Source organism: Candidatus Marivariicella sp. (assembly GCF_983056325.1).
In genome coordinates this window covers 35,945-59,097 of the sequence record NZ_CEZOWA010000001.1, presented here as the reverse complement: position 1 = coordinate 59,097, position 23,153 = coordinate 35,945, and the positions used below count along the sequence as shown (strand labels likewise).

General features: G+C 29.2%; 22 protein-coding genes and 1 tRNA gene. 5 read left to right on the top strand and 18 right to left on the bottom strand.

What is annotated here, in order from left to right; genetic code table 11:
* Positions 1-7: 7 nt before the first annotated feature.
* Both rpe and AC3ATN_RS00290 read left to right on the top strand, forming a co-directional pair.
* Positions 8-664: a ribulose-phosphate 3-epimerase gene (gene rpe / locus AC3ATN_RS00295; RefSeq protein ID WP_487531187.1), complete on the top strand. Its 657-nt coding sequence runs from the start codon at positions 8-10 to the stop codon at positions 662-664.
* Positions 664-1,374, top strand: a complete 711-nt coding sequence (locus AC3ATN_RS00290) for a TMEM164-related integral membrane acyltransferase (protein WP_487531186.1) — start codon at positions 664-666, stop codon at positions 1,372-1,374. The genes rpe and AC3ATN_RS00290 overlap by 1 nt, the downstream gene beginning before the upstream one ends.
* A gap of 108 nt (positions 1,375-1,482) precedes the next feature.
* On the opposite strand, the gene AC3ATN_RS00285 is transcribed toward AC3ATN_RS00290, so the two are convergent.
* The 15 genes from AC3ATN_RS00285 to mraZ all read right to left on the bottom strand — a co-directional run bounded on the left by AC3ATN_RS00285 (position 1,483) and on the right by mraZ (position 17,484).
* Positions 1,483-1,556 (bottom strand) — tRNA-Arg (locus tag AC3ATN_RS00285).
* A 164-nt stretch (positions 1,557-1,720) separates the two neighbouring features.
* Complete coding sequence (locus AC3ATN_RS00280; protein ID WP_487531185.1) at positions 1,721-2,164, bottom strand: GatB/YqeY domain-containing protein; 444 nt, start codon at positions 2,162-2,164, stop codon at positions 1,721-1,723.
* Positions 2,165-2,182: 18 nt separating this feature from the next.
* Entirely contained in the window at positions 2,183-4,201 is a 2,019-nt protein-coding gene (gene ftsZ / locus AC3ATN_RS00275) for a cell division protein FtsZ (RefSeq protein WP_487531184.1), read from the bottom strand.
* Between the two features lie 15 nt (positions 4,202-4,216).
* On the bottom strand, positions 4,217-5,530 hold the full coding sequence (gene ftsA / locus AC3ATN_RS00270; RefSeq protein ID WP_487531183.1) for a cell division protein FtsA: 1,314 nt from the start codon (positions 5,528-5,530) through the stop codon (positions 4,217-4,219).
* Positions 5,531-5,535: 5 nt separating this feature from the next.
* Positions 5,536-6,240: a cell division protein FtsQ/DivIB gene (locus AC3ATN_RS00265; protein WP_487531181.1), complete on the bottom strand. Its 705-nt coding sequence runs from the start codon at positions 6,238-6,240 to the stop codon at positions 5,536-5,538.
* Entirely contained in the window at positions 6,233-7,570 is a 1,338-nt protein-coding gene (locus tag AC3ATN_RS00260) for a UDP-N-acetylmuramate--L-alanine ligase (RefSeq protein ID WP_487531180.1), read from the bottom strand. Before AC3ATN_RS00260 ends, AC3ATN_RS00265 begins: the two co-directional genes overlap by 8 nt.
* Complete coding sequence (gene murG, locus AC3ATN_RS00255; protein ID WP_487531179.1) at positions 7,567-8,655, bottom strand: undecaprenyldiphospho-muramoylpentapeptide beta-N-acetylglucosaminyltransferase; 1,089 nt, start codon at positions 8,653-8,655, stop codon at positions 7,567-7,569. The genes AC3ATN_RS00260 and murG overlap by 4 nt, the downstream gene beginning before the upstream one ends.
* Positions 8,642-9,835 carry an FtsW/RodA/SpoVE family cell cycle protein gene (locus tag AC3ATN_RS00250; protein ID WP_487531178.1) on the bottom strand — a complete coding sequence of 398 codons (1,194 nt, stop codon included), beginning with the start codon at positions 9,833-9,835 and terminating at the stop codon, positions 8,642-8,644. Before AC3ATN_RS00250 ends, murG begins: the two co-directional genes overlap by 14 nt.
* Positions 9,832-11,169, bottom strand: a complete 1,338-nt coding sequence (gene murD, locus AC3ATN_RS00245; RefSeq protein WP_487531177.1) for a UDP-N-acetylmuramoyl-L-alanine--D-glutamate ligase — start codon at positions 11,167-11,169, stop codon at positions 9,832-9,834. Before murD ends, AC3ATN_RS00250 begins: the two co-directional genes overlap by 4 nt.
* Complete coding sequence (gene mraY / locus AC3ATN_RS00240; protein WP_487531176.1) at positions 11,170-12,390, bottom strand: phospho-N-acetylmuramoyl-pentapeptide-transferase; 1,221 nt, start codon at positions 12,388-12,390, stop codon at positions 11,170-11,172.
* Positions 12,391-12,398: 8 nt separating this feature from the next.
* Entirely contained in the window at positions 12,399-13,856 is a 1,458-nt protein-coding gene (locus AC3ATN_RS00235) for a UDP-N-acetylmuramoyl-L-alanyl-D-glutamate--2,6-diaminopimelate ligase (protein ID WP_487531175.1), read from the bottom strand.
* Positions 13,853-15,820: a penicillin-binding protein gene (locus AC3ATN_RS00230; protein WP_487531174.1), complete on the bottom strand. Its 1,968-nt coding sequence runs from the start codon at positions 15,818-15,820 to the stop codon at positions 13,853-13,855. Before AC3ATN_RS00230 ends, AC3ATN_RS00235 begins: the two co-directional genes overlap by 4 nt.
* Positions 15,817-16,128, bottom strand: a complete 312-nt coding sequence (locus AC3ATN_RS00225; RefSeq protein ID WP_487531173.1) for an FtsL-like putative cell division protein — start codon at positions 16,126-16,128, stop codon at positions 15,817-15,819. The genes AC3ATN_RS00230 and AC3ATN_RS00225 overlap by 4 nt, the downstream gene beginning before the upstream one ends.
* Before the next feature lie 8 nt (positions 16,129-16,136).
* On the bottom strand, positions 16,137-17,030 hold the full coding sequence (rsmH, locus tag AC3ATN_RS00220) for a 16S rRNA (cytosine(1402)-N(4))-methyltransferase RsmH (protein ID WP_487531172.1): 894 nt from the start codon (positions 17,028-17,030) through the stop codon (positions 16,137-16,139).
* Positions 17,020-17,484, bottom strand: coding sequence for a division/cell wall cluster transcriptional repressor MraZ (mraZ, locus tag AC3ATN_RS00215; RefSeq protein ID WP_487531171.1), 465 nt, complete (start codon positions 17,482-17,484; stop codon positions 17,020-17,022). The genes rsmH and mraZ overlap by 11 nt, the downstream gene beginning before the upstream one ends.
* Before the next feature lie 171 nt (positions 17,485-17,655).
* On the opposite strand from mraZ, the gene AC3ATN_RS00210 reads away from it, so the two are divergent.
* Positions 17,656-18,423: an alpha/beta fold hydrolase gene (locus AC3ATN_RS00210; RefSeq protein WP_487531170.1), complete on the top strand. Its 768-nt coding sequence runs from the start codon at positions 17,656-17,658 to the stop codon at positions 18,421-18,423.
* Between the two features lie 3 nt (positions 18,424-18,426).
* The gene (gene yihA / locus AC3ATN_RS00205) at positions 18,427-19,023 is read left to right on the top strand and encodes a ribosome biogenesis GTP-binding protein YihA/YsxC (protein ID WP_487531168.1); all 597 of its coding nucleotides are present in this window, start codon (positions 18,427-18,429) and stop codon (positions 19,021-19,023) included.
* Between the two features lie 2 nt (positions 19,024-19,025).
* Here yihA and gldC read toward each other — a convergent pair whose 3' ends face one another.
* Positions 19,026-19,358, bottom strand: coding sequence for a gliding motility protein GldC (gene gldC / locus AC3ATN_RS00200; RefSeq protein WP_487531167.1), 333 nt, complete (start codon positions 19,356-19,358; stop codon positions 19,026-19,028).
* Complete coding sequence (gene gldB / locus AC3ATN_RS00195) at positions 19,349-20,296, bottom strand: gliding motility lipoprotein GldB (RefSeq protein WP_487531166.1); 948 nt, start codon at positions 20,294-20,296, stop codon at positions 19,349-19,351. The genes gldC and gldB overlap by 10 nt, the downstream gene beginning before the upstream one ends.
* 102 nt (positions 20,297-20,398) lie before the next feature.
* Between gldB and nadE the strand changes: the two genes are divergently transcribed.
* Positions 20,399-21,187 carry an NAD(+) synthase gene (gene nadE, locus AC3ATN_RS00190; RefSeq protein ID WP_487531165.1) on the top strand — a complete coding sequence of 263 codons (789 nt, stop codon included), beginning with the start codon at positions 20,399-20,401 and terminating at the stop codon, positions 21,185-21,187.
* Here nadE and dnaG read toward each other — a convergent pair.
* A complete protein-coding gene (dnaG, locus tag AC3ATN_RS00185; RefSeq protein ID WP_487531164.1) occupies positions 21,182-23,134 on the bottom strand; it encodes a DNA primase in 1,953 nt (650 codons plus the stop codon). The two genes, nadE and dnaG, sit on opposite strands and share 6 nt — an antisense overlap.
* Positions 23,135-23,153: the final 19 nt, after the last annotated feature.

Below are 23,153 nucleotides of genomic sequence, written 5' to 3'. Positions count from 1 at the left end.
AAAAATTATGAAAAACCTCATAGCTCCATCTATTCTTGCAGCTGATTTTGGAAATCTGCAAAGAGATTGCAAAATGATTAATGAGAGTGATGCCGATTGGTTTCATATTGATATAATGGATGGTGTTTTTGTTCCAAATATTTCGTTTGGTATGCCTATACTTGATTCAATAAATAAATATGCTACTAAACCTCTCGATGTTCACTTAATGATTGTTGAGCCTGATAAATACATTAAAACATTCGCAAATCATAATGCAGAGATTTTAACGGTTCATTATGAGGTATGCAATCATCTTCACAGAACAATCCAAGAAATCAAAAATAATGGAATGAAAGCTGGGGTTGCACTGAATCCACACACTCCAGTTAATGTTTTGGATTCTATAATAAATGAAATTGATTTAGTATGTCTGATGAGTGTAAATCCTGGATTTGGAGGTCAAATATTTATTGAAAATACATTTGAAAAAATTCATCAGTTGAAAAAACTAATTGAATTAAAAAAGTCAAATGCTAATATTGAAATTGATGGAGGAGTAACTGATCAAAATGCAGTTAAATTAATTGAGTCTGGAGCGAATATCCTTGTTGCTGGTAGTTACATCTTCAAATCAAACAATCCAGTAAATACAATTCGCAACCTAACGTCAATTGTTAATTAGTGCTATTAATAGACGCTTACACCATTGAATTTTTATCAAATGAATGGATAACCAACATTTTAATATCTGCATCTTTTATCATATTCTTTTTAATTATTGGTAAATGTTTAAGCCACAAATACAATCTGTTAATTGTAAAATTATTGTGTTTTGTTTTGTTTTTAATTACAATATTTCATTTTTTTTATCTATTGTTTCTTGATATTTGGAATATAAAAGAACATCTTCCATTACATTTGTGTAGTATAAATGGAATAATTTCTATTTTCATTTTGTTAATTCGTTCCAATAAAGATCTATTTGAATTTAACTTCTACGGGGGGGTCATAGGTGGGGCTGTAGCAATAATTACTCCCCAATTAAATGATTATGACGGAAGCTTAACTCAATATATTATATATTTTATAAGTCATGGACTAATCATAATAATTCCTCTTTATCTGTATTATTATTTAAATTTTAAATTACGAAGATTATCTTGGTTGAGATCAGTTATTTATCTAACTATAATTGGTCTAATCTTTATTCCATTGAATTCATTTTTGAAATCCAATTATATGTACGTAAATTCTCCGCCAAAAGTAAATAATCTTTTAATTATTGGTGAATGGCCAATTTACCTTGTAAATCTTGAAATAATAATAATTTTTTTGTTTTTTATAACTTATTGTGTATTCACAAAAGTTTCATTCTTTACACCTTCAAAATAATTTCTAAAAAAAATGTCCAAAGAGAATCAAAAAATTATATTTAAATAAACAGCATATTTTAGATAAAAAAACTCATGGTGAAAAAAAAACCTTGAGGAACAATTTTAGTGAGGTAGAGAGGATTCGAACCTCCAACCGTCAGAGCCGAAATCTGATATTCTATCCAGTTGAACTACTACCCCATTTAGATTATAAATTTACAAAGTACAGGGAGAATTAAACTGATTTATGCAAATTATTATGAAAATGATAAAATTATTGAAATTTAAATCGAGAATGACTTGAGATGACGAAGGTAAAACGAATCAAGGTTTAACTCGAGATGACCGAAGTCTAAGTATATTTTTTATAATGATTTCTTTACAATGTTTGAAATTGATTTCCCATCTGCTTTACCTAATAATTTAGTAGAAACAATTTTCATTACTTTACCCATATCATTCATTCCATCAGCACTAATTTCATCTATTACTCTGAGTACTACAACTTCAATTTCTGAATCAGAGAGTTGCTTAGGAAGAAACTCTGAAATAATAATTGCCTGTGCTTCTTCAGGTTCCGCTAAATCAAGTCTTCTTTGATTTCTATATATCTCAGCACTATCTTTTCTTTGCTTAACTAATTTATGGAGAATTTCAATTTCTTTGATTTCAGATATATCATGATTTCGGTCTTCAGTTTTAAAAAGGATTAAAGATGACTTAATTGCTCTAAGTGCCTCAAGTCGAATTACATCTTTAGCTTTCATTGCAGTTTTTATTTGATTTGTGATATTATCCTCTAAAGACATAAGATTTTGTTTAAATTATTAATCAGCGTTATCATGAAGAAAAGAGTTATTTGATTTCAATTGGATATCGTTATTTTCATCTGTTTCAACGATTATTTTATGAGAATTTTCGATTTGATTTGGTTCATCCAAGATCAATCCATATCTTTTATAAGCTGGCTCTTTCTCCATCTCGTCAACCTTGCCTGAATTATTAAATGAATAGTTGAATTCCTTAAGATGCACCATTCTTTTTTTATTTTCAAAAGTAGATGATTCTGAAATAGTTTTTTCAAATGGACTTTTATGATTATTAATATATTCTGGATCGTTAACTTTAATATCTAATAATTTAGAGTGATTAATTTCTTTTCTTTCTTGAAATTCATGAGTATCCAGTTCGTTATGGAATAAATTTTCAGACTCACTTTTATTTTTAAATTCTTTAAAATTTGATTTTACAGTATCATCATAATATTCTTCCTCCCTAGTAATCATATCTTTAACAGTTGGATTTAAGAGAGTATTATCATTTTCTTTAATTCTACTTAAAGGTATTCCAAAGTCAAAAGTTGTTTGATTTTTTTCTTCAACATCTAATAGTTCTTCATCAACTACTTCGAGCGATTTAATATTCTCACTTATATCATTTATAATAAAATTGCCTTCAAATTGCAAATTTAATGTGTCTAGTGAATTTGGAGACTTGGTATTTTCATCAAAGAATACCGAATTATCTTTAAAATCTAATTCAGTATTTTTTAATATTTCATTATGTTCTTTAGTCTCACTTATGTCAAAATCCAGAGATTCATTTCCTATGATTTCTTCATAAGCAATATTTATATTTTTTATTTCATCAGTCAAAAGTATTTCTAAACTACCCTCACTATTATCGATATCCTTGATTTGATCAGAATGGTTAGCTTCTTCAAACTCATCCTTAAAACTTGAGTCTTTTGAGTAATTATTTTTAGTATCTATATCACTTGTAACTAGAATATGTTCCATTTTCTGATCTTCCTCAAGTGTGTGAATGATTTTTTTTGATTCCGTATTTACAATTTCATTTTGCTGGTCAATATCAAAACCAGTTGCAATAATAGTAACTGATATTGCGTTTTCAAGGCTCTCATCTTCACCAACACCCATAATAATATTAGTATTGTTACCTGCTTCTGATTGAATATAATCATTTATTTCCCCTATTTCATCAATTGTAATTTCTTCAGAACCAGACACTATTAATAATAAAACATTTTTACTTCCTGTGATTTTATTATCATTAAGCAGAGGGGAATCTAAGGCTTTAACTATTGCCTCTTGAGCTCTATTTGTTCCACTAGAAACACCTGAACCCATAATTGCAGATCCACTATTAGTTAATACGGTTTTAGCGTCTTTTAAATCAATATTTTGAGTATAGTGGTGAGTTATAACTTCTGCTATTCCACTAGCTGCTTTTGACAAAACTTCGTCTGCCTTTGCAAAACCAGCCTTAAATCCGAGATTGCCGTATACTTCTCTTAGTTTATTATTATTAATTACAACTAAAGAATCTACTTCAGATTTAATATTTTCAAGTCCTTTTTGAGCTTGATCTAATCTAAGCTTTCCTTCAAACTGAAATGGCATTGTAACAATCCCAACTGTTAATATATCAAGTTCTTTTGCCATTTTAGCTATTATTGGAGCAGCACCTGTTCCAGTTCCTCCTCCCATTCCTGCTGTAATGAAGATCATTTTTGTTTGCGTATTTAAGAGACTCCTCAAATCATCATAACTCTCTTGTGCAGCTTTAGCCCCTACTTCTGGATTTGCACCAGCACCTAGACCTTCTGTTAGAGCTGCTCCTAATTGAATTTTTATTGGTACTGAGCTTTGATTTAGGGCTTGAGCATCAGTATTGCATATAACGAAATCAACACCATTTATCCCTTGTTGAAACATGTAATTAATAGCATTACTTCCTCCTCCCCCAACACCAATAACTTTTATCACATTACTTTTATTTTTGGGTAAATCAAAACTAAAGCTTGTACTATTTTCTAAATCCATTTTACTAAAATTTATTTATGCATTATCTAAAAACTCTTTGAACTTATCTACCCATTTATCAAAACTTGATTTTTTGGGTTTATTTTTATCTAAATTGATTTTAATATCAGTTTCTATAATATCTAAATCATTTATATCTTCAGAATTATTCTCGTTATTTACCTTAACTGAATTTGAACTATTTAGAGCATTCATCAAAAGTCCAACAGCAGTAGAAAACATTGGACTGGTATTATTACTTGAATCTCCTGCCAAATGTTCACTTGGATAACCAATACGAGTATCCATACCAGTAATATATTCAGCTAATTGTTTTATGTGTTTTAGTTGGCTTCCACCCCCAGTTAATACAATACCTGCAATTAATTTCTTTTTTTGCTGACTATGACCATAATTTTTAATTTCTAAAAAAACTTGCTCAATAATTTCAACAACTCTAGCGTTGATGATTTTAGATAATGTTTTTAATGAAATTTCTTTTGGATCTCGCCCCCTCAAGCCAGGAATAGAAACAATTTCAGTGTCTCTGTTTTCTCCAGGCCAAGCTGATCCAAATTTAACTTTTAAAAGTTCAGCTTGATTTTCAATTATTGAACACCCCTCTTTTATATCATCAGTAATAACGTTACCTCCAAATGGTATAACGGCTGTATGTCTTATAATACCATCCTTAAAAATTGCTAAATCGGTTGTACCTCCACCTATATCAATTAAGGCGACTCCAGCTTCTTTTTCTTCTTTACTTAAAACTGCATCAGAAGAAGCAAGGGGCTCAAGAGCAATATCAACCACTCTTAAGCCAGAACTCTTTATGCATCTTCCAATGTTTTTTATTGACGAAACCTGCCCTACAACAACATGAAAGTTCGCCTCTAATCTTCCTCCATACATCCCAATAGGTTCTTTTATATCAGCTTGACCATCTACCTTATACTCTTGTGGCAGAACATGTATTATCTCTTCACCTGGTAACATTACCAACTTGTAAACTTGTTGAATCAGTCTCTCAATATCATTTTCATCAATTACTTCTTCTGGATTATTTCTTGAGATATAATCACTGTGCTGCAAGCTTCTTATATGCTGACCAGCAATCCCCACAACAACTTCTTCAATTTCAGTTCCAGATACAGTTTTTGCTTCATCAACAGCCTGTTGAATTGATTTAATAGTTTGGGTAATGTTATTTACAACTCCCCTATGAACTCCTAAGCTTTGTGACTTTCCAATTCCAAGAATCTCTACCTTGTTAAATTCATTTCGGGTCCCTACCATAGCTACAATTTTAGTAGTACCTATATCTAATCCAACTGAAGTATTTTTTTTCATTTTAATTAGTGTATCGAAATAACTTGATCAAAAACCGTCAGATCAATTTTTTTTGGTTTTTTATCAAAATTATTCATGTTATTGTATGCACAAAAAGCTTTTAGCTTAATTATTTTTTTATTAATATTTTTTATATCACCAAAGAAAATTTCGAAATCATAGTTTCTAAGTCTAATTGAAAAACCAAGGTTACTATTCCATATTTCAACAAATTCTGATTTTAAATAAGTATCTATATTTATTGAGTTAGTTATATTAATTAAATTTTTCAAATTTTCATTTTTAAAAACACCACTATAAACAGGTACTTTTGGAGAATACATTTTTGAAAACGGAATTTTGTCACCAAAAGTATCTATATAAAAACTCTCGTTTTGGATTCTTAACAAGGCTGAACTTTCATGTATTTTAACATTAGTAATCCCGCTAACACTAAGAAACACTTCTGCTTTTCTTACACCAGGGTATGAATCCAAATATTTTTCTATATCATTCAAATCTAGTTTAAGATTTGAATGATTTTCTTTATTATCTCGCTTTTGTATCAACAATTTATTAACTATAGAATCATTAAGAAAAAAAGGATTATTATCAAAAAATGAAATATTAACTAAAGTACTAACCCTATTAATAAAAATCAACTGAGAAATTAAAATTGAACAGATTAATAAAACAGCTGTTAGTCCAAGAAATAATTTTTCTTTAAACATATATAGATTTAGTTTTTAAATATTCAGTCATAAATACACCAATACTTCCCGCACCTAATACTGCAATAATATCAGCGTTACTTGTGTTTAAATTTTTATTAAAATCTTTAACTTCCAAAATCTCTGCCTTTGATGTAATCATTTTAATAATTTTATTGCTTTCTATTCCAATAATTGGTTTTTCTCGAGCAGGATAAATTTCCATCAATTTCACACTATCAAATTTCGATAACTCAGAAGCAAAGTCACCAAGAAAGTCTCTTGTTCTTGAAAATAAATGTGGTTGAAATACTACTTCTATAATAGAATCTGGATATTTCTCTCTTAATGTATTATTTACAGCAGCTATTTCAGTTGGATGATGGGCATAATCATCAATTAAAATTTTGTCATCAATCTTATGAGTTGTCATTCTTCGTAAAATTCCCTTAAAGCTACCTAATGTTGAAATAATTTCATCTAAATCATGACCTGATTGATGAGCTAGTGCAAGAGCCGCTAACATATTTTCGAGATTATGCTTACCCGTTACTTTACAAAAAATATTTGAGAAATTTTTATCTGGAGTTTTAATATCAACGATATATCCACCACTAAATAGACTATAATTTTCAAAAACATAATCTGCTTTAACATTAAGTCCATAAGACAGGCCGTCAAATGGAATTGAGTGATGAACAATTAGTTTACTTTCAACTTTCTTGGAAAAATCGAAAAATGCGTCTTTTAAGGATTCATGATCATTATAAATATCTAAATGATCAGCATCTATCGAAGTTATGCATGCTGTAAATGGTTTAAGTTTTAAAAATGACCTATCAAACTCATCAGCTTCTACAACTGTTCTTTTAAATCCATTATAGATAAAATTAGTTTTCTCTGGTAACATTATTCCACCTACAAAAGCAGAGAAAGAAATATTTATAGTCTTAAAAATATGAGTTAAAATTGCGCTTGTTGTAGTTTTTCCATGTGTTCCAGCAATAGCATAAGATTCAGTTTTGTTAACTATTGAAGCTAAAAAAGTCGACCTTTTAAGGGGCATATGTCCATTTGAAATAAAATATTTTAAAATTGGATTTTGTATTTTGATAGCTGCAGAATAAATAATTTTAATTTCACTTTTTACATAGTTTTTATTCAAACTTTTTATCGATTCATTAAATAAAAATTCAATTTCAACACCCTTGACTTGGAGAAGATTTGTTATTTCTGAAGAAGATCTATCATATCCATAAACTTTGAATCCTTTAAAAATTAAATATTGAGCTAGAGAAGACATCCCAATACCACCAATTCCAATCAAAAAATACGCTTTAATGTTTTTCAATTTATCATTTGTTTAATTATTTCAACAATGTTTTTAGTTGCATTAGGTTTTGATAAATTTTTTAAATTATTTTTCATTTTAGATCTTAATAAATCATTTTGCAAAAATTCAGTTAAAACTGGTTTGAATTTTGCTTCAAGGTTTTTCTCTTCAATCATTTCAGCTGCGTTTAATTCATATAGCTTAAGGGCGTTTTTGTATTGATGATTTTCCGCAACGTTTGGAGAGGGTATTAATATCGAAGGAGTATTCGTAATACAAATTTCAGAAATAGTTGAAGCTCCTGATCTTGAGATTAAAACATCAATGGATCTATACATAAAATTCATTCTAGTAATGAAGGGCAAAACCTTTATTACTTGGTTATGTTGATGCTTATATCTGTCATAATATAGTTTACCACATTGCCATATTAGCTGAATTCCTAAATCATTAAAAGTTTTGATATTCTCATTTATAACCTTATTAATCATTTGAGAACCTAAGCTACCTCCTACAATTCCTACAATAGGCTTTTTTTGGTCTAAATCAAAAAACTGTATAGCCTCTGTTTTTTTTATATTGTTTTCAATTATGTCCTTTCGGACTGGGTTTCCTGTAATTATAATTTTGTGCTTTGGGAAAAACTTTTCCATTTTATTGTAGGCAACACATATGAATTTTGCTTTTTTACCTAATAACTTATTTGTAATTCCAGGGTATGAGTTTTGTTCTTGAATTATAGAAGGGTAACCCATTACTTGAGAAACAAATAAAACAGGACCACTTGCAAAACCCCCTGTACCAATTACTAAATCGGGTTTAAATTTAATAACTATGAAAAATGACTTTATAACACTAATAAAAAGTTTGAAAGGAAATAATATATTTTTTAATAAAAATGATCTGTGAAATCCGTCTATTGGGAGGCCTATTATTTCAAAACCAGAATCTGGAACTTTTTTCATCTCCATCTTGCCATATGATCCAACAAATAAAATTTTTGAGTCTGGATTAATTCTCCTAATTTCATTAGCAATTGATATTGCAGGAAAAATATGTCCCCCTGTTCCACCTCCTGAAATAATATATTTAGTTTTCTTCACTTAGTATAGCTAAAGGATTATTTTTATTTATAAGGTTTTTAGAATTATTATTAGTTGCACTTACGCTTAAAATCATACCCAATGCAATAAATGTCATCCAAGCAGAGGTACCGCCACTGCTTACAAGAGGAAGTGTTTGTCCAGTTACTGGGAAAATTTTAAGATTAACCCCTATATTAATAAAAGCTTGAAAAACAATTGAAATTCCTAAACCAACAACTAAAAGTCTTCCAAACAAACTTGAAGTTTTATGTATGATAACGACTAACCTAAATAGGAGAAGCAGATACAACAAAATTAAAAACACTCCTCCAATAAGCCCGTATTCTTCAACAATTATAGCATAAATAAAATCCGAAGAGCTTTGTGGTAAAAAATTCTTCATAACACTTTTGCCTGCACCTTGTCCATATATACCGCCTGAAGCTATTGCTGTTTTGGCCCTTTCGATTTGATAATTCCCATCTCCTTTATCTGATTTAAAATTTTCTATCCTACTAACCCATGTGTCAATTCTATTTGGGATTAGTTCAGGAAAGGCTTTTGTGGATAGAAAAAATATTAAAATCATAACAAAAATGAATCCAGAGAGATATAAAAGATATTTTGATGGAAGTCCACCAATGAAAAGCTGAACCAGCACCATAAGAAAAAGTATAGCTGCAGTTGAAAAGTTTGAAGGAAAAATCAACATAGTAACAATAACAACAGGTACATACAAAAAATAAAACGAATTTTTAAAGTTAGAAAAACTATAATTAGGTTTTGAAATATAATTAGCAACATAAATCATTAAAATAATAGAAGCAATATTGGATGTTTGAAACCCAAAACCCAATAAGGGAATCTCAATCCACCTATTTGCATTTGCGCCACTAATAACATTTCCTTGTAAAGATGTGTATACAAGTAACAAAAAAACAACAGGCATCATCAAAACAGAAATACCTTTAAAGTATGTGAATGGAATCCTATGAATCAAATACAATAATAAGAAACCAAATAACATTATAATAAAATGTTTGAATAAATATCCGAAAGGAGTTCCTTTACCTATTACATATACAAGATTTGAACTTGCACTAAAAACTGGTAGAAATGAGAAAATAACTAGTAAAGTTATAACACACCACAAGACTAGGTCTCCTTTAATCCAATAATTTTTATTGGTTAAACTCATAGATTTCTTACTGCATTTTTAAATTGATTTCCGCGATCTTCAAAATTTTTAAATAAATCAAAACTTGCACAAGCGGGTGACAATAAAACTGTTTCTTTTTTTCTGGAAATGTTATGTGCTATTTTGACCGCCTCTTCCATGGATTCTGTTTCAACTAAAACATCTGCTACTTCACTAAAAACATCAATTAATTTTTGATTATTTTTTCCAAGACATATTATGGCTTTTATCTTTTCTCTAACCAGAGGAAGTAATTGCTCATAATTATTACCTTTATCCACTCCCCCTACAATCCAAACCCCTTTTGTGTTTAAAGTTTCCAGAGCATAAAAAGTTGCGTTGACATTAGTTGCTTTAGAATCATTTATATAATTAACATCTTGAATTTTTAAAACAAACTCAAGTCGGTGGGGTAGAACATTAAATTTTAATAGGCTTTCTCGAATATTATTTTTAGATAATTTTAATATTGATGCAACAGTTAACCCAGCCATTGCGTTAAGTAAATTATGTCTTCCTTTAAGTGGAAATATACTTGCTGAAATCATAGTGTTTGAGTTTTCATGTTTAATTAAAAAATTGTTATTATTTATTGATGTTGATGAGCCTCCATTTAAATCAAATCCAAATAGATGTTTTTTTGCTGCAATTTTTTTATTGTTAACTGCCTCCATTAAAACAGAATCATTGGCGTTTAAAAGTAAAAATTGATCATTAGATTGATTCAAAGTGATTTTAAGTTTTGAGGCTACATAATCATTGAAATTATAATTGTATCGTTCTAAATGATCTGGAGTTATATTAGTTATTACAGCAATATCTGGGGCAAAATCGATAATATCATCTAACTGAAAACTACTTAATTCCAAAACATAAATTTCGAAGGAGTATTCGGCAACTTGCTGAGCAAAGCTTGTGCCTATATTACCAGCTATACCGACATTAAGACCAGAGTTTTTTAAGATATGATATGTTAACTCTGAGGTAGTAGTTTTACCATTACTTCCTGTTATTCCAATTATTTTAGCATTTGTGCATCTTGAAGCAAATTCAATTTCTGATAAAATTGGGATACCTAATTTCTTAACTTTTAAGACTGAGAGCGAGTCATTTGGTATTCCGGGACTCTTCATTACCCAAACTAAGTCTTTAATTAGATCTGTTTCATTAACATTTTCCTCCCAAATAACTCCCCATTTTTTAAATTTGTCTTTTGTGACTTTTTCAAGTTGGCCACTATCAGATACATAAACATCAAACCCCTCTTTAATTGCAAGCTGTGCTGTTCCTACCCCACTTATTCCTCCCCCCAATACAAGACATTTCTTTTTCATTTATCTTATTTTTAGTGTAACTATTGTTAGAATTGCGAATAAGATTCCCAAAATCCAAAACCGAATAACAATTTTACTTTCATGATGATTCTTCTTTTGAAAATGATGATGAATTGGTGACATTAAAAAAAATCTTTGACCAATTCCGTTTTTCCTTTTAGTTAATTTAAAGTAGGATACTTGAATAATCACCGAAACAGTTTCTATAAAAAATATTCCACATAATAAGGGGATTAGTAATTCCTTTCTAACAATTAAAGCTATTACAGCTATAATTGCACCTATAGTTAAACTACCTGTGTCTCCCATAAAAACTGATGCTGGATAGGTGTTGTACCATAAAAATCCGATTAAGCCTCCTAAAAATGCAGCAATAAAAATTGTTATTTCTCCTACATGAGGTATGTACATAATATTTAAATAATCAGCAAAAATGAAATTACCAGAAATCCAAGAAAATATCCCTAAAACAAAAACAATTATAGCTGAACTTCCTGCACAAAGACCATCCAAACCATCTGTCAAATTAGCCCCATTTGAAACTGCTGTTATTATAAAAATTACAATTAGTATAAAAATAATCCAGGTATAGCTAACCAATGATTTATCAATCCAAGTAATTAAACTGGAATAATTGAATGCATTGTTTTTTATCAGTGGAATATTTGTAACCAAAGCTTTTTCTTCAGCAGAAAAAGGGTTTTCATTTTCAATATTTGAAATATCAGAAATTTCATGTTTTTGACGGACAGTAATATCTGAATGGAAATATAAAGTAGAGCCAATAAATATTCCAAGAATAATTTGTCCAATTACTTTGAACCTTCCCTTAAGACCCGCTTTGTTTTTTTTAAAAACCTTTATATAATCATCTATACCTCCTATGAGTCCCATCCATAAGGAAGTTATTAAAAGAATTATTATGTATATATTTTCTAATTTCGCTAGAAGCAAAACAGGGATTATGGTAGAAAAAATAATTATGATCCCTCCCATAGTTGGAGTGCCTGCCTTTTCATTTTGACCATCAAGCCCAAGATCACGAATTGACTCACCTACTTGGAGTTTAGATAAATATGTAATTATATTTTTACCAAAAAATAAAGAGAATGCCAAAGAAATTATCATTGCTATTGCTGCTCTGAAAGATATAAATTGGTACAAACCTGATCCTGGAAATTTATATTGATATTCAAGAAATTCGAAAAAATAATATAACATAGGTTAATTTAATTTTTAAAATATTTTTTAGCTAAAACAAAATCATCAAAAGGAAGTCTCTTATTACTTATTTCTTGATATGACTCGTGTCCTTTTCCTGCAATTAAAATTATATCTGAATGACTTGAAATATGTTTAGAGGTCTTGATAGCCATTTCTCGATCTTCAATACTTAAAACTTTGTGAAAATTTTCAGCTTCTACCCCCTCAAACATTTGATTTATAATGTCCATAGGGATTTCATTTCTTGGGTTATCAGATGTAAAAATAACTTTATCGCTTTTTTGAGATGCAATTCTCCCCATTTGAAATCTTTTTTTCACATCTCTATTTCCTCCACAACCTATTATGGTAATTAGGTTTTCGTTATTAGTTCTAATTTGATTTATTGTATCGATTATATTTTCTAGCGCATCTGGAGTATGAGCATAATCAATTATTACTAGTCCATTCTTGTCAAATTGGAATGTTTGAAAACGTCCTGGTACATTTTTTAATAAACTTATATTTTTTAAAATCTGATTTTCTGGAATTTCCAGTATCATGGAGACGCTGTATACTGCTAGTAAATTTGAAGCATTAAAATCACCAAGCAACCTGGTCCAAACTTCTTTATTGTTAATTTTAATAAGCGTCCCATTAAATTCACGTTCTAAAACTTTGACATTATAGTCTGCGAAATTATTCATTGCATAGGCAACCTTCTTGGAGTTTGTATTTTGAAGCATGAAGGATGCATTTTTATCATCATGATTAACTAAAGAAAATGAAGACTTTTGAAGTCCATCGAAAAGAAGTTTTTTTGTATTCCTGTAGTTTTTAAAACTTTTATGGTAATCAAGATGGTCATGAGTTAAATTCGTGAATACTGCACCTGAAAATTCAAGACCATTGATTCTTCCCTGCGATATTCCATGTGAGGAGACCTCCATAAAACAATAATTAATTTTTTTCCTTACCATTTCTGATAAGAAAAAATTAATTGTAACTATATCTGGAGTTGTATTAATAGACGGGAATTCATCATTATCATATTTTATATTAATAGTTGAAATTAATCCTGATTTTCTTCCAAGAGTATTGAAAAGTTCAAATAATAAATTTGTAATTGTGGTTTTTCCGTTTGTTCCAGTAACTCCTATTAATTTTAACTTTTTTGAAGGATGATTATAAAAGTTTCCAGAAATGATAGCAAGAGTTTTATTTGTGTCCTCAACTCTGATATAGGTATTCGATGTTTTTAAATCAACTGGGAATTTTGAACATATTATAGCTGTAGCTCCATTCCTAATTGCTTCACCAATATATTTGTGACCATCAGAATTTGTTCCGGATAAAGCAACAAATAAGTTGTTTTTTTTAATTTTCGTTGAATTAATTACAATTTCATCAATTTTTTGGTCGGGAGCTCCAACCATAGCGATTATTGGCACTCCATATAAAATATCTTTCAACGATTTACTCATAAAGTTAATCTAATCTTTTTAATATTATTTAATGGAGTTCCTGGTGCAACAGATTGTTCTTTGATCTTACCTCTTTTGCCTTTTATTTGAACTTTTATTTTTCTCTTTTCAAGAAAAGCAATTGCATCCATTGTTTCAGCTCCAATCATATTTGGCAGTATTTTGTCAGATTTAAACAATTTATTTTCGATAATTTTTAAATTTGACATTGAAATTTCAGCCTCTTTGGCAATCCCAGTATATATTTTTTTAGCAATTTTTTTAAATACTGGAGCTGCAACTTGAGCTCCATAATATCCCATATCTTTATTAGGCTTATTTATTACTATTATGCAAGAATATTTTGGATTTTCCGCTGGAAAATATCCAACAAAGCTTGAAATATACTCAACTGAACTTGTGTTGTAAGCAGTTTGTGTAGTTCCTGTTTTTCCAGCAATTGAAAAGCTTAAATCTTTTATATTGTTTGCTGTTCCCCAATCTTTATCTACCACATTAAAAAGCATCTTCTTAACCGCTGAAAGAGTTGTCTTCGAACAAATAGATGGATTCAATATCTCTTTTGAAAACTTAATATGAGGCTCTAAACCTAAATGTCCTATTTTATCAAGGAATTTTGGCTTAACCATTACTCCATTATTTGCAATTGCATTATAAAAAGTTAGTATTTGTAATGGAGTCAATGAAACTCCATATCCCCAAGCCATCCAAGGTAAACTTATACCACTCCATTCCTTATCTGTTGGATATGGAATTTTAGGTTTAGCTTCACCCTTAATAGGGATACCTAAAGACTTATGAAGTCCCATATTATATATTCTATCGACAAATTTTTTAGGATTATCCTTATAATTATCATAAATAACTTTAACAATTCCTGTATTTGAAGAAACTTCAAAAACTTTAGAAAGAGGAATAGATCCATAACCTCCTACTTTTGAATCTTTCACCTTTTTTCCGTAAATAACTCTTTCTCCGTTTCCTGTTTTAATTATATCTGTAGGCTTGACTACACCATCTTCAAGTGCAGCAATAATACTCATTAATTTAAAAGTTGATCCTGGCTCCTGCGCAAAGCCAACAGCGTAATTTAATTTTTCAAAATATTTTTTTCCTGAAGTTACCCCTAGATTAGAAATAGCTTTAATCCCTCCAGTTTCAACTTCCATTAGGACCGCTGTTCCACTCTCAGCCTCATATTTTTCCAATTGTTCTAAAAGTGAATTATGAACTATATCTTGAAAGTTTATGTTGATAGTTGTATGTATATCATAGCCTTCTTTCGGCTCTTTCTCATTTGTGTTGTTGATTGATTTCCAACTACCATTTGCTATTTTTCTTTTTAACCTATAACCTTCTTTACCCTGTATCACATTTGCATATGCGCCTTCAAGACCAACCCTGATAAATGTGCCATCAGAATCTGGACGATTATAACCAATTGTTCTTTCAGCAATTTTACCTAAAGGCCTCTCTCTCATTACTTTCTGTTCAATAATCAAACCCCCTTTATATGAAGGTAGATTAAATAGAGGTAGATCTTTTAATGCTTTTTGTTGAGAATAAGTCAAGTTTTTACCAACCAACCAATAACGCTTCCCCTTCTTTCTTGTGTCTTCTAAATTTTTTTTTGTAGTTAAAAAATCTTTTTGTGTAATCTCAGAAATACCTTTAGCTAGTTTTTCTTTGAACTTTTTAAAATTTTTATCCGAAACTACCTTCGAATCCCACCTAAGCTCGTATTTAGATACTGAAGTTGCTAATAAACTTTGATCATCTGAATATATGTTTCCAGGAATAGGTTTAACGACTATATTTTTAAGAGTTCTTTCATTTGCAACCCTTTTATACTCATCGCCTTCGACTAATTGTATATAAATAAGCTTAGAGAGAAGTATTACTGATAACAAAACAAGAGCTGTTACAATAAAATAAAAACGAAAATTAAAATACTTAGAGTTCATTTTTTAATGACGATTTTTATTGGTGGTTTATTAGAGGAAACTATTCCTTTTTTTGAGAGTAGTTTTACTACGTTAGTTTCCATTTTTAATTTCATTAAATATGTCCTTTGCTCAATAAACTCACTTTTTAACGATTTGATTTTCTCACTTAAACTAGCTATTTTAAAAATCTTATTATCTGCATAATGACCACTAGAAATCATAACCATAGCAAGGGTTGAGAAAAATAAAATCATTCTCCAGTTTTTTAAAGAATCCTCTTTTATTAAAAATTCCATTTTTAAAAATGAAATGATTTTATTTTTCATATAATTGTTTAAACTCTTTCCGCAACTCTTAGTTTAGCACTTCTTGACCTATTATTATTTTTTATCTCATCAAATGATGGAGTCTGAACACTACCTATTTTTTTAAAAGCCAGATTTGTATTTCCAAAAAAATCTTTTTCCGCTTCCCCCTGAAATTTACCTTCTCTTATAAATCTTTTTACTAATCTATCCTCAAGAGAGTGATATGAAATACAGACCAGCCTCCCACCTTGAGATATACATTTAGGTGTTTGAGTTAAAAAATCTTTAATTGAATCAAGTTCATTATTTACCTCTATTCTTAAAGCTTGAAAAATCTGAGCTAACATTTTATTTAAATATTGACTTGGAAGAATCGATTCAACAACTTTTTTTAAATCTGTAGTTGTTATTATGGGTGCAATTGACCTTTGGACACCAATAACCGAAGCCAATTGCTTTGAATTTCTTAATTCCCCATAATTTTGGAACAACATTATTAACTGTTCAATAGAGTATTCGTTAATAATATTGAAAGCTGAAACATTTTGATTTTTATCCATCCTCATATCCAACGGGCCGTTAAATCTTGTAGAAAAACCCCTTTTTCTAGAATCAAATTGATGAGAAGAAACTCCAAAATCAGCTAAAATTCCATCAACCTTATCTATATTATTTAATCTTAAAAATCTATTTAGATACTTAAAGTTTGACGAAACAAAAATTAGTCTAATGTCATCTAATTTATTAATAATTGCTTCATCATCGTGATCAAATACAATGAGTCTTCCTTTGTTAGATAATTTTTCTAAGATAACCTTACTATGACCTCCTCCTCCATATGTGACGTCAACATATATTCCATCTGACTTAATAGCTAAACCATTTATCGAATCATTAAGAAGAACTGGGTTATGATACATCTTTATAATTATCACCCATTACCTCTTCCGCTAGTGACCCAAAGTCAATTGTTGCGGCATCAATTGACTCTTCATAGAGAGTCTTATCCCAAAACTCAAGTATGTTAACGGCAGATGAAACAACGACATCCTTTTTAATCTTAGCATGTAAAATCAAATCCTTTGGGATAAGGAGTCTTCCTGACGAATCTATATTTACGATTTTAACTCCCGCTGTAAATCTTCTAATAAAATTATTATTTTTTTTATTGAATCGATTTAAGGTGTTGACTTTTTCCATCAATAAAATCCATTCTGACATGGGATACAGCTCCAAACAATTATTAAAAACAGATCTTTTAATTACAAATTCTTCTGAAATACTTCTGGATAGTTGTTTTTTTAAAGAAACAGGTATCATTATTCTTGACTTAATATCGGCTTTGCATTCAAACGTTCCTGTAAAATGACTCATTAATAAATATTTTTATACTCTATAACCAAATATAATTAATATACTACCACATTTTACCACAAAAAACCACTTTTTTACATTTATTTTTTAACAAGAACTAAAGATTCGAGTTAAGTTTAAGTACTATATTGAAAAGTAAATGAATATATTTGTGAATTGATACTCTAAAAAATGGATGATGTGAACGTTGTCGATGAAAACTCATACAAGTATGTTGAAAAGGGAGAAGGACAACCAATTGTAATTCTTCACGGTCTCATGGGGGGATTAAGTAATTTTAGTGAAGTACTGTCATTTTTTCCTAATAAAGGGTACAAAGTTATAATGCCGATACTTCCTCTTTACGAAAAACCATTACTTAAAACAACAGTTAAAGCTTTTGCTGAATATCTCAATGAATTTTTATTATATAAAAATTTAGATAATGTTATTCTTTTGGGAAATTCATTAGGAGGTCATATTGCACTATTATTTGCTAAATTATACAACTCAAAAGTACTAGGCATAGTTATTACTGGAAGTTCGGGATTGTATGAAAACTCAATGGGCGATGGATATCCAAAAAGAGGAAACTATGATTATATCAAAACAAAAACCGAAGAAGTATTTTTTGATTCAAAAATTGCAACAAAAACATTGGTTGATGAAGTTTTTGAAACTGTGAATGATAGAAATAAACTTATCAAAACACTAACAATAGCAAAAAGTGCAATAAGACACAACATGTCTAACGACCTTCCTTCAATTAAGAATCCAACATTAATACTCTGGGGGAAACAAGATAGTGTGACACCTCCAAATGTTGCAAAAGAATTCAATGATCTTCTTCCAAATTCAGAGTTAGTTTGGATAGATAAGTGTGGTCATGCTCCAATGATGGAACATCCAAGTGAATTCAACATCTCTGTATTTAAATGGTTTCAAAAATTGAAATTTTGAGTCATGCGAATTATAAGTTCTGAGTTTTTAATTAGCAACTCTAATGTCAAAAAATGTCCAGAAAACGAACTACCTGAATATGCTTTTATTGGTAGATCAAATGTTGGCAAATCTTCACTGATTAATGCCTTGTGTAATAAGAAAAATTTAGCAAAAACCTCTTCAAAACCAGGCAAAACTCAGCTTATTAATCATTTTTTAATAAACAATAACTGGCATTTAGTGGATCTTCCTGGATATGGATATGCGAAAATATCAAAAACCAAAAAAAAAATATTTCAAAAATTCATAACTGAATATTTCAACAAAAGAATACAACTAGTCTCCGCATTTGTTTTAATTGACATTAGGCACGAACCTCAGGTAATTGATTTAGAATTCATGTACTGGTTAGGTAATAAAAAAATTCCGTTTTCAATAATTTTCACTAAATCAGACAAAATAAAACCAAAAGTAATAAAAATAAAAATTGATGAATATTTTAGTAAAATGAGTGATCAATGGGTTTTTTTTCCAGATCACTTCATAACTTCTGCCAGAAATCAGAATGGTATAGAAGATGTTTTATTTCACATTGAAAAGCTTAACTCTATGGAATAGGCTTATTTTAACTCCATTTTTTCAGCAAAATAATCACAAAAGTCATTCATTGTTAAAGTCATTTTTTCATCCTGAGTTGCTTTTTGAAAAGTATGAGTCATACTAACCAAACTTTGATGGAAGAATTGTTTCATCTCATCTAAAGGCATTTCTTTTACCCAAAGATCCATTCTTAAAGATTCTTTGTTTTTTCCATCCCAAAAAGTTAGAAGCATAGCCATTGCGTCTTGATTTTCAACCCCACCATCTGGAGCAGACCATCTAATACTTTCTGGAATTTTATTCTCGTCTAAACTAACATTTATAGTTATTGGTGCTTGTTTTTTTATTGCCATATTCTTTTTGGTTTGTACTTTGACTTTTTAAATAGTTCTTCTCCCGGAAGACTTAATATCTCTTTTAAATTTGCATTTGGATACTCATCTGAATACGATTTAACTATTTGCCAACCAATCCATTGTCCAATTCTTCCCGGAGATTCATTATCTATTTCTAGATAAAATTTTGAGAAAGGGGCTGATAGAAGAAATCTATTATTTAGCTTATCATCTGTATCATACAATAATTGCTTTTCAATAATATATTGCCAAATGAATAGCTCATTTTCTTTAGCCCAAGTGAATTCATCATTTGAATAACCAATTTTAATATTATCGTCAGTATGTATCATAATTATATCTTTGAAAAACAATTTTTTTCCATAAAATATCATTTTTGACAGAAAGGTCCTATCAGTATCTTTTTTAATTAATTTTTCAGCATATTTTTCTGCAATATGAGATTCTAAATAATTAATATCCATATTTTTTTTTACAAACATTGGGATTCCATCATATAACTCATGATCCGAACCAAGATAAGAGTCAATAGATACTAGCAGTAAAGTGTCTTTTAAAATTATCTTATTTTCATAATCAACATTATTAATTACAGAAATAACTCTTGGTAATTTAATTACGGGAAATTCATATTTTAAATGTTTATAAAAATGTGTCAAATCTTTCTCAACTTCATTTATGTTTTTGAATTTATTTTTTACCGCATTATTTAATAAATTATATAAAGTGTCTTTGGACTTATTAATCCAAAAAGTATTTGAATAGTTAGCTGGAAATAAAAAAGAATATCTTTTTTTAATATCAAAAATATTTGATTTAGATAACGAATAAAATATTTGATCAAATCTGTCAAATTTTACTTTTTTAATCCCAATAGAGTTAACCTTTGATTCCTTATTATTAATGTCACAACTTATATTTGTAATGATTAACAAATTTAAAAGAAGAAAAAAAACAAATCGATACCTCAAGAAATTGAATTTAGTTTTCAAAAATTTTATCTTTACGCAAATTTACATCCTTAATAGGATTATTATATGAAATCTCCTGAAAAAGTAAAAAAATATATAGTCGACTGGCTTAAAGATTACCTACTTAAATCCAAACAAAAAGGATTTGTTATTGGGGTGTCGGGTGGAATTGATTCTGCAGTTACATCAACTTTGTGTGCATTAACAAACTCACCAGTATATGTTATTAATATGCCTATCAATCAAAGTGAAAATGAAATTTCTCGATCGAAAGAGCACATGGAATGGCTTACGTCAAATTATGAAAATGTTAAATCGTTAACTCATTCTTTAACAAATGTATTTAACACATTCAAAAATGAAATTAATATCCATAAAAATAAAAAATCTACCTTACTTAGCTTAGCAAACACACGAGCCCGATTAAGAATGACTACTTTATATTATTTTGCTGGTTCGTATAAATATTTAGTTGCAGGCACCGGGAATAAAATTGAGGATTTTGGAGTGGGTTTTTATACTAAGTATGGAGACGGTGGAGTCGACATAAGCCCTATCGCAGATCTAAAAAAAACAGAAGTTTTTCAATTAGCATATCATTTAAAAATAATTCAAAGTGTTTTGAAAGCAGAACCTACAGATGGACTTTGGGATGATGGAAGAACAGATGAAGATCAAATGGGTGCTAAATATGAAGACCTGGAAGAAGCTATAGAATTAATTGAAAAAAAAATAACAAATAATAATTTAACAACTAAACAACTTAAAACAAGAAAGATTTATGAAAGATTAAATACTCAAAATCAGCACAAAATGATTCCAATTCCTGTATGTTTGATACCAAAAAATCTATAACACTCTATTAAGCTTGTTAGATACAATTTTTTTTAATGAATTGTAGTTTATTATATCCTCTAACAAATCCTTATTTTCAGATAAACTATCTTTTAAAAGTTCACTTTTCAAAGTATTTATTTTTTGATCAATTAAATTTTTTCTTAGAGATAAAATTGTTTCACTAACCAACTGTCCAAGGTCCTTGGTTTTACTCTTAACAAAAATATTTTTTGTCTCCCATGAATGTAAATAATATTTTTCATTTTCCATTAATATGTCAGTAATTACTATATTTAATTCGTTGTTTTCAGAAAAAATAATTTTATTTACAATCGTATCAGATTTACTTTGGTAGGTAGAAATTAACTGAGAAAATAATTTTTTAAAAACAGGGTCTGCTAATTCAATTTCATCTTCTTGGAGATCAAGAAAAATTTTTTCAAAAACCTTAGATTTAATTTTATCAAAACTCTCCTCTATTACTCCTTCTTTATTTACTCTTATTACAAAATTATCAAATTCAGCCTCCAAATGCCCGTAGTGTAATAAAATAGAAATAATCTGTTTCTCTAAACTATATAGATCACTGATTTTTTTTGGTGCAATAGTCTTGTTTATTGCTTTTTTGGGAAGTTTGTATTTTTTATTATCTCTTAGTTTTTTATTATTAATTTGAGCAAATGTGTTAAATAAAACTTCTTCACTTACACCCATAATCTCTGAACACTTTTTTAAATACAACTCCTGCTGGATTATATCTGGTATTTTAGCAATACTTTCAATTATGTCCCTTACAGTCGTCGCTTTTTTTACAGGATCATTTTCTGAATCTTTAAGTAAAAGTTTTGCTTTAAATTGAATAAAATCTTTGGAATTATCAGTTAAAAAGTCCTTTAAATCTATGGACGAATTTTTCTTAGCAAAACTATCAGGATCCTCTCCATCTGGAAAAGTACATACTCTAACATTAATACCTTGTTCTAAAATTAAGTCTACACCTCTTAAAGCTGCTCTTATTCCGGCTGGATCTGAATCAAATAAAACTACTATGTTAGAAGTCAATCTTTTAATCAACCTAATCTGGTCAGAACTAAGAGCAGTTCCAGAAGATGAAACAATATTTTTAATTCCAGACTGATGCATTTGTATTACATCTGTGTATCCTTCGACTATATAACAACAATCGTCTTTTGCTATCGACTGTTTAGCTTCATACAGACCATATAAAACCTTGCTCTTAAAGTAAATTTCACTCTCAGGTGAATTAATATATTTTGCTGTTTTTTTATAACTTGATAAAGTTCGTCCACCAAATCCTTGAACCCTCCCTGACATACTTTTTATAGGAAACATTATTCTTCCTCGAAAACGATCTATTTTATTTTTATTTGAATCATTAGAAATAACCAAACCTGTTTTGGTCATGAATTCATTTTTGTATCCATCCTTTTTAGCGTTACTATAGAAGGAATCTGATTTATCTGAAGAATAACCAAGATTAAAAAATTTTATTGTTTCATCAGTAAATCCTCTTTCTTTAAAATAGGTAACACCAATAGATTTTCCTTCCTCAGTATCCCATAGTGATTTTTCAAAAAAGCTGGATGCATATCCAGAAAGCAGGTACATACTTTCTCTATCATTGTTTAAAATCTTTTCCTCCTCAGATTGTTGAGTTTCTTCGATTTCTATAGAGTATTTTTTTGCTAAATATCGAAGTGCCTCTGGATATGTAAAATGTTCATGTTCCATCAAAAATGCAACAACATTCCCGCCCTTTCCACTACTAAAATCTTTCCAAATTTGCTTAGCAGGCGACACCATAAAGCTTGGTGTGTTCTCTTTTGTGAAAGGACTTAAACCTTTAAAGTTTGCTCCTGATTTTTTTAAACTTACAAAATCAACAATAACTTCCTCAACGCGTGAAGTTTCGTAAATTTGATCAATCGTACTTTTGTTAATCACTTAACTATTTTTTATAAAT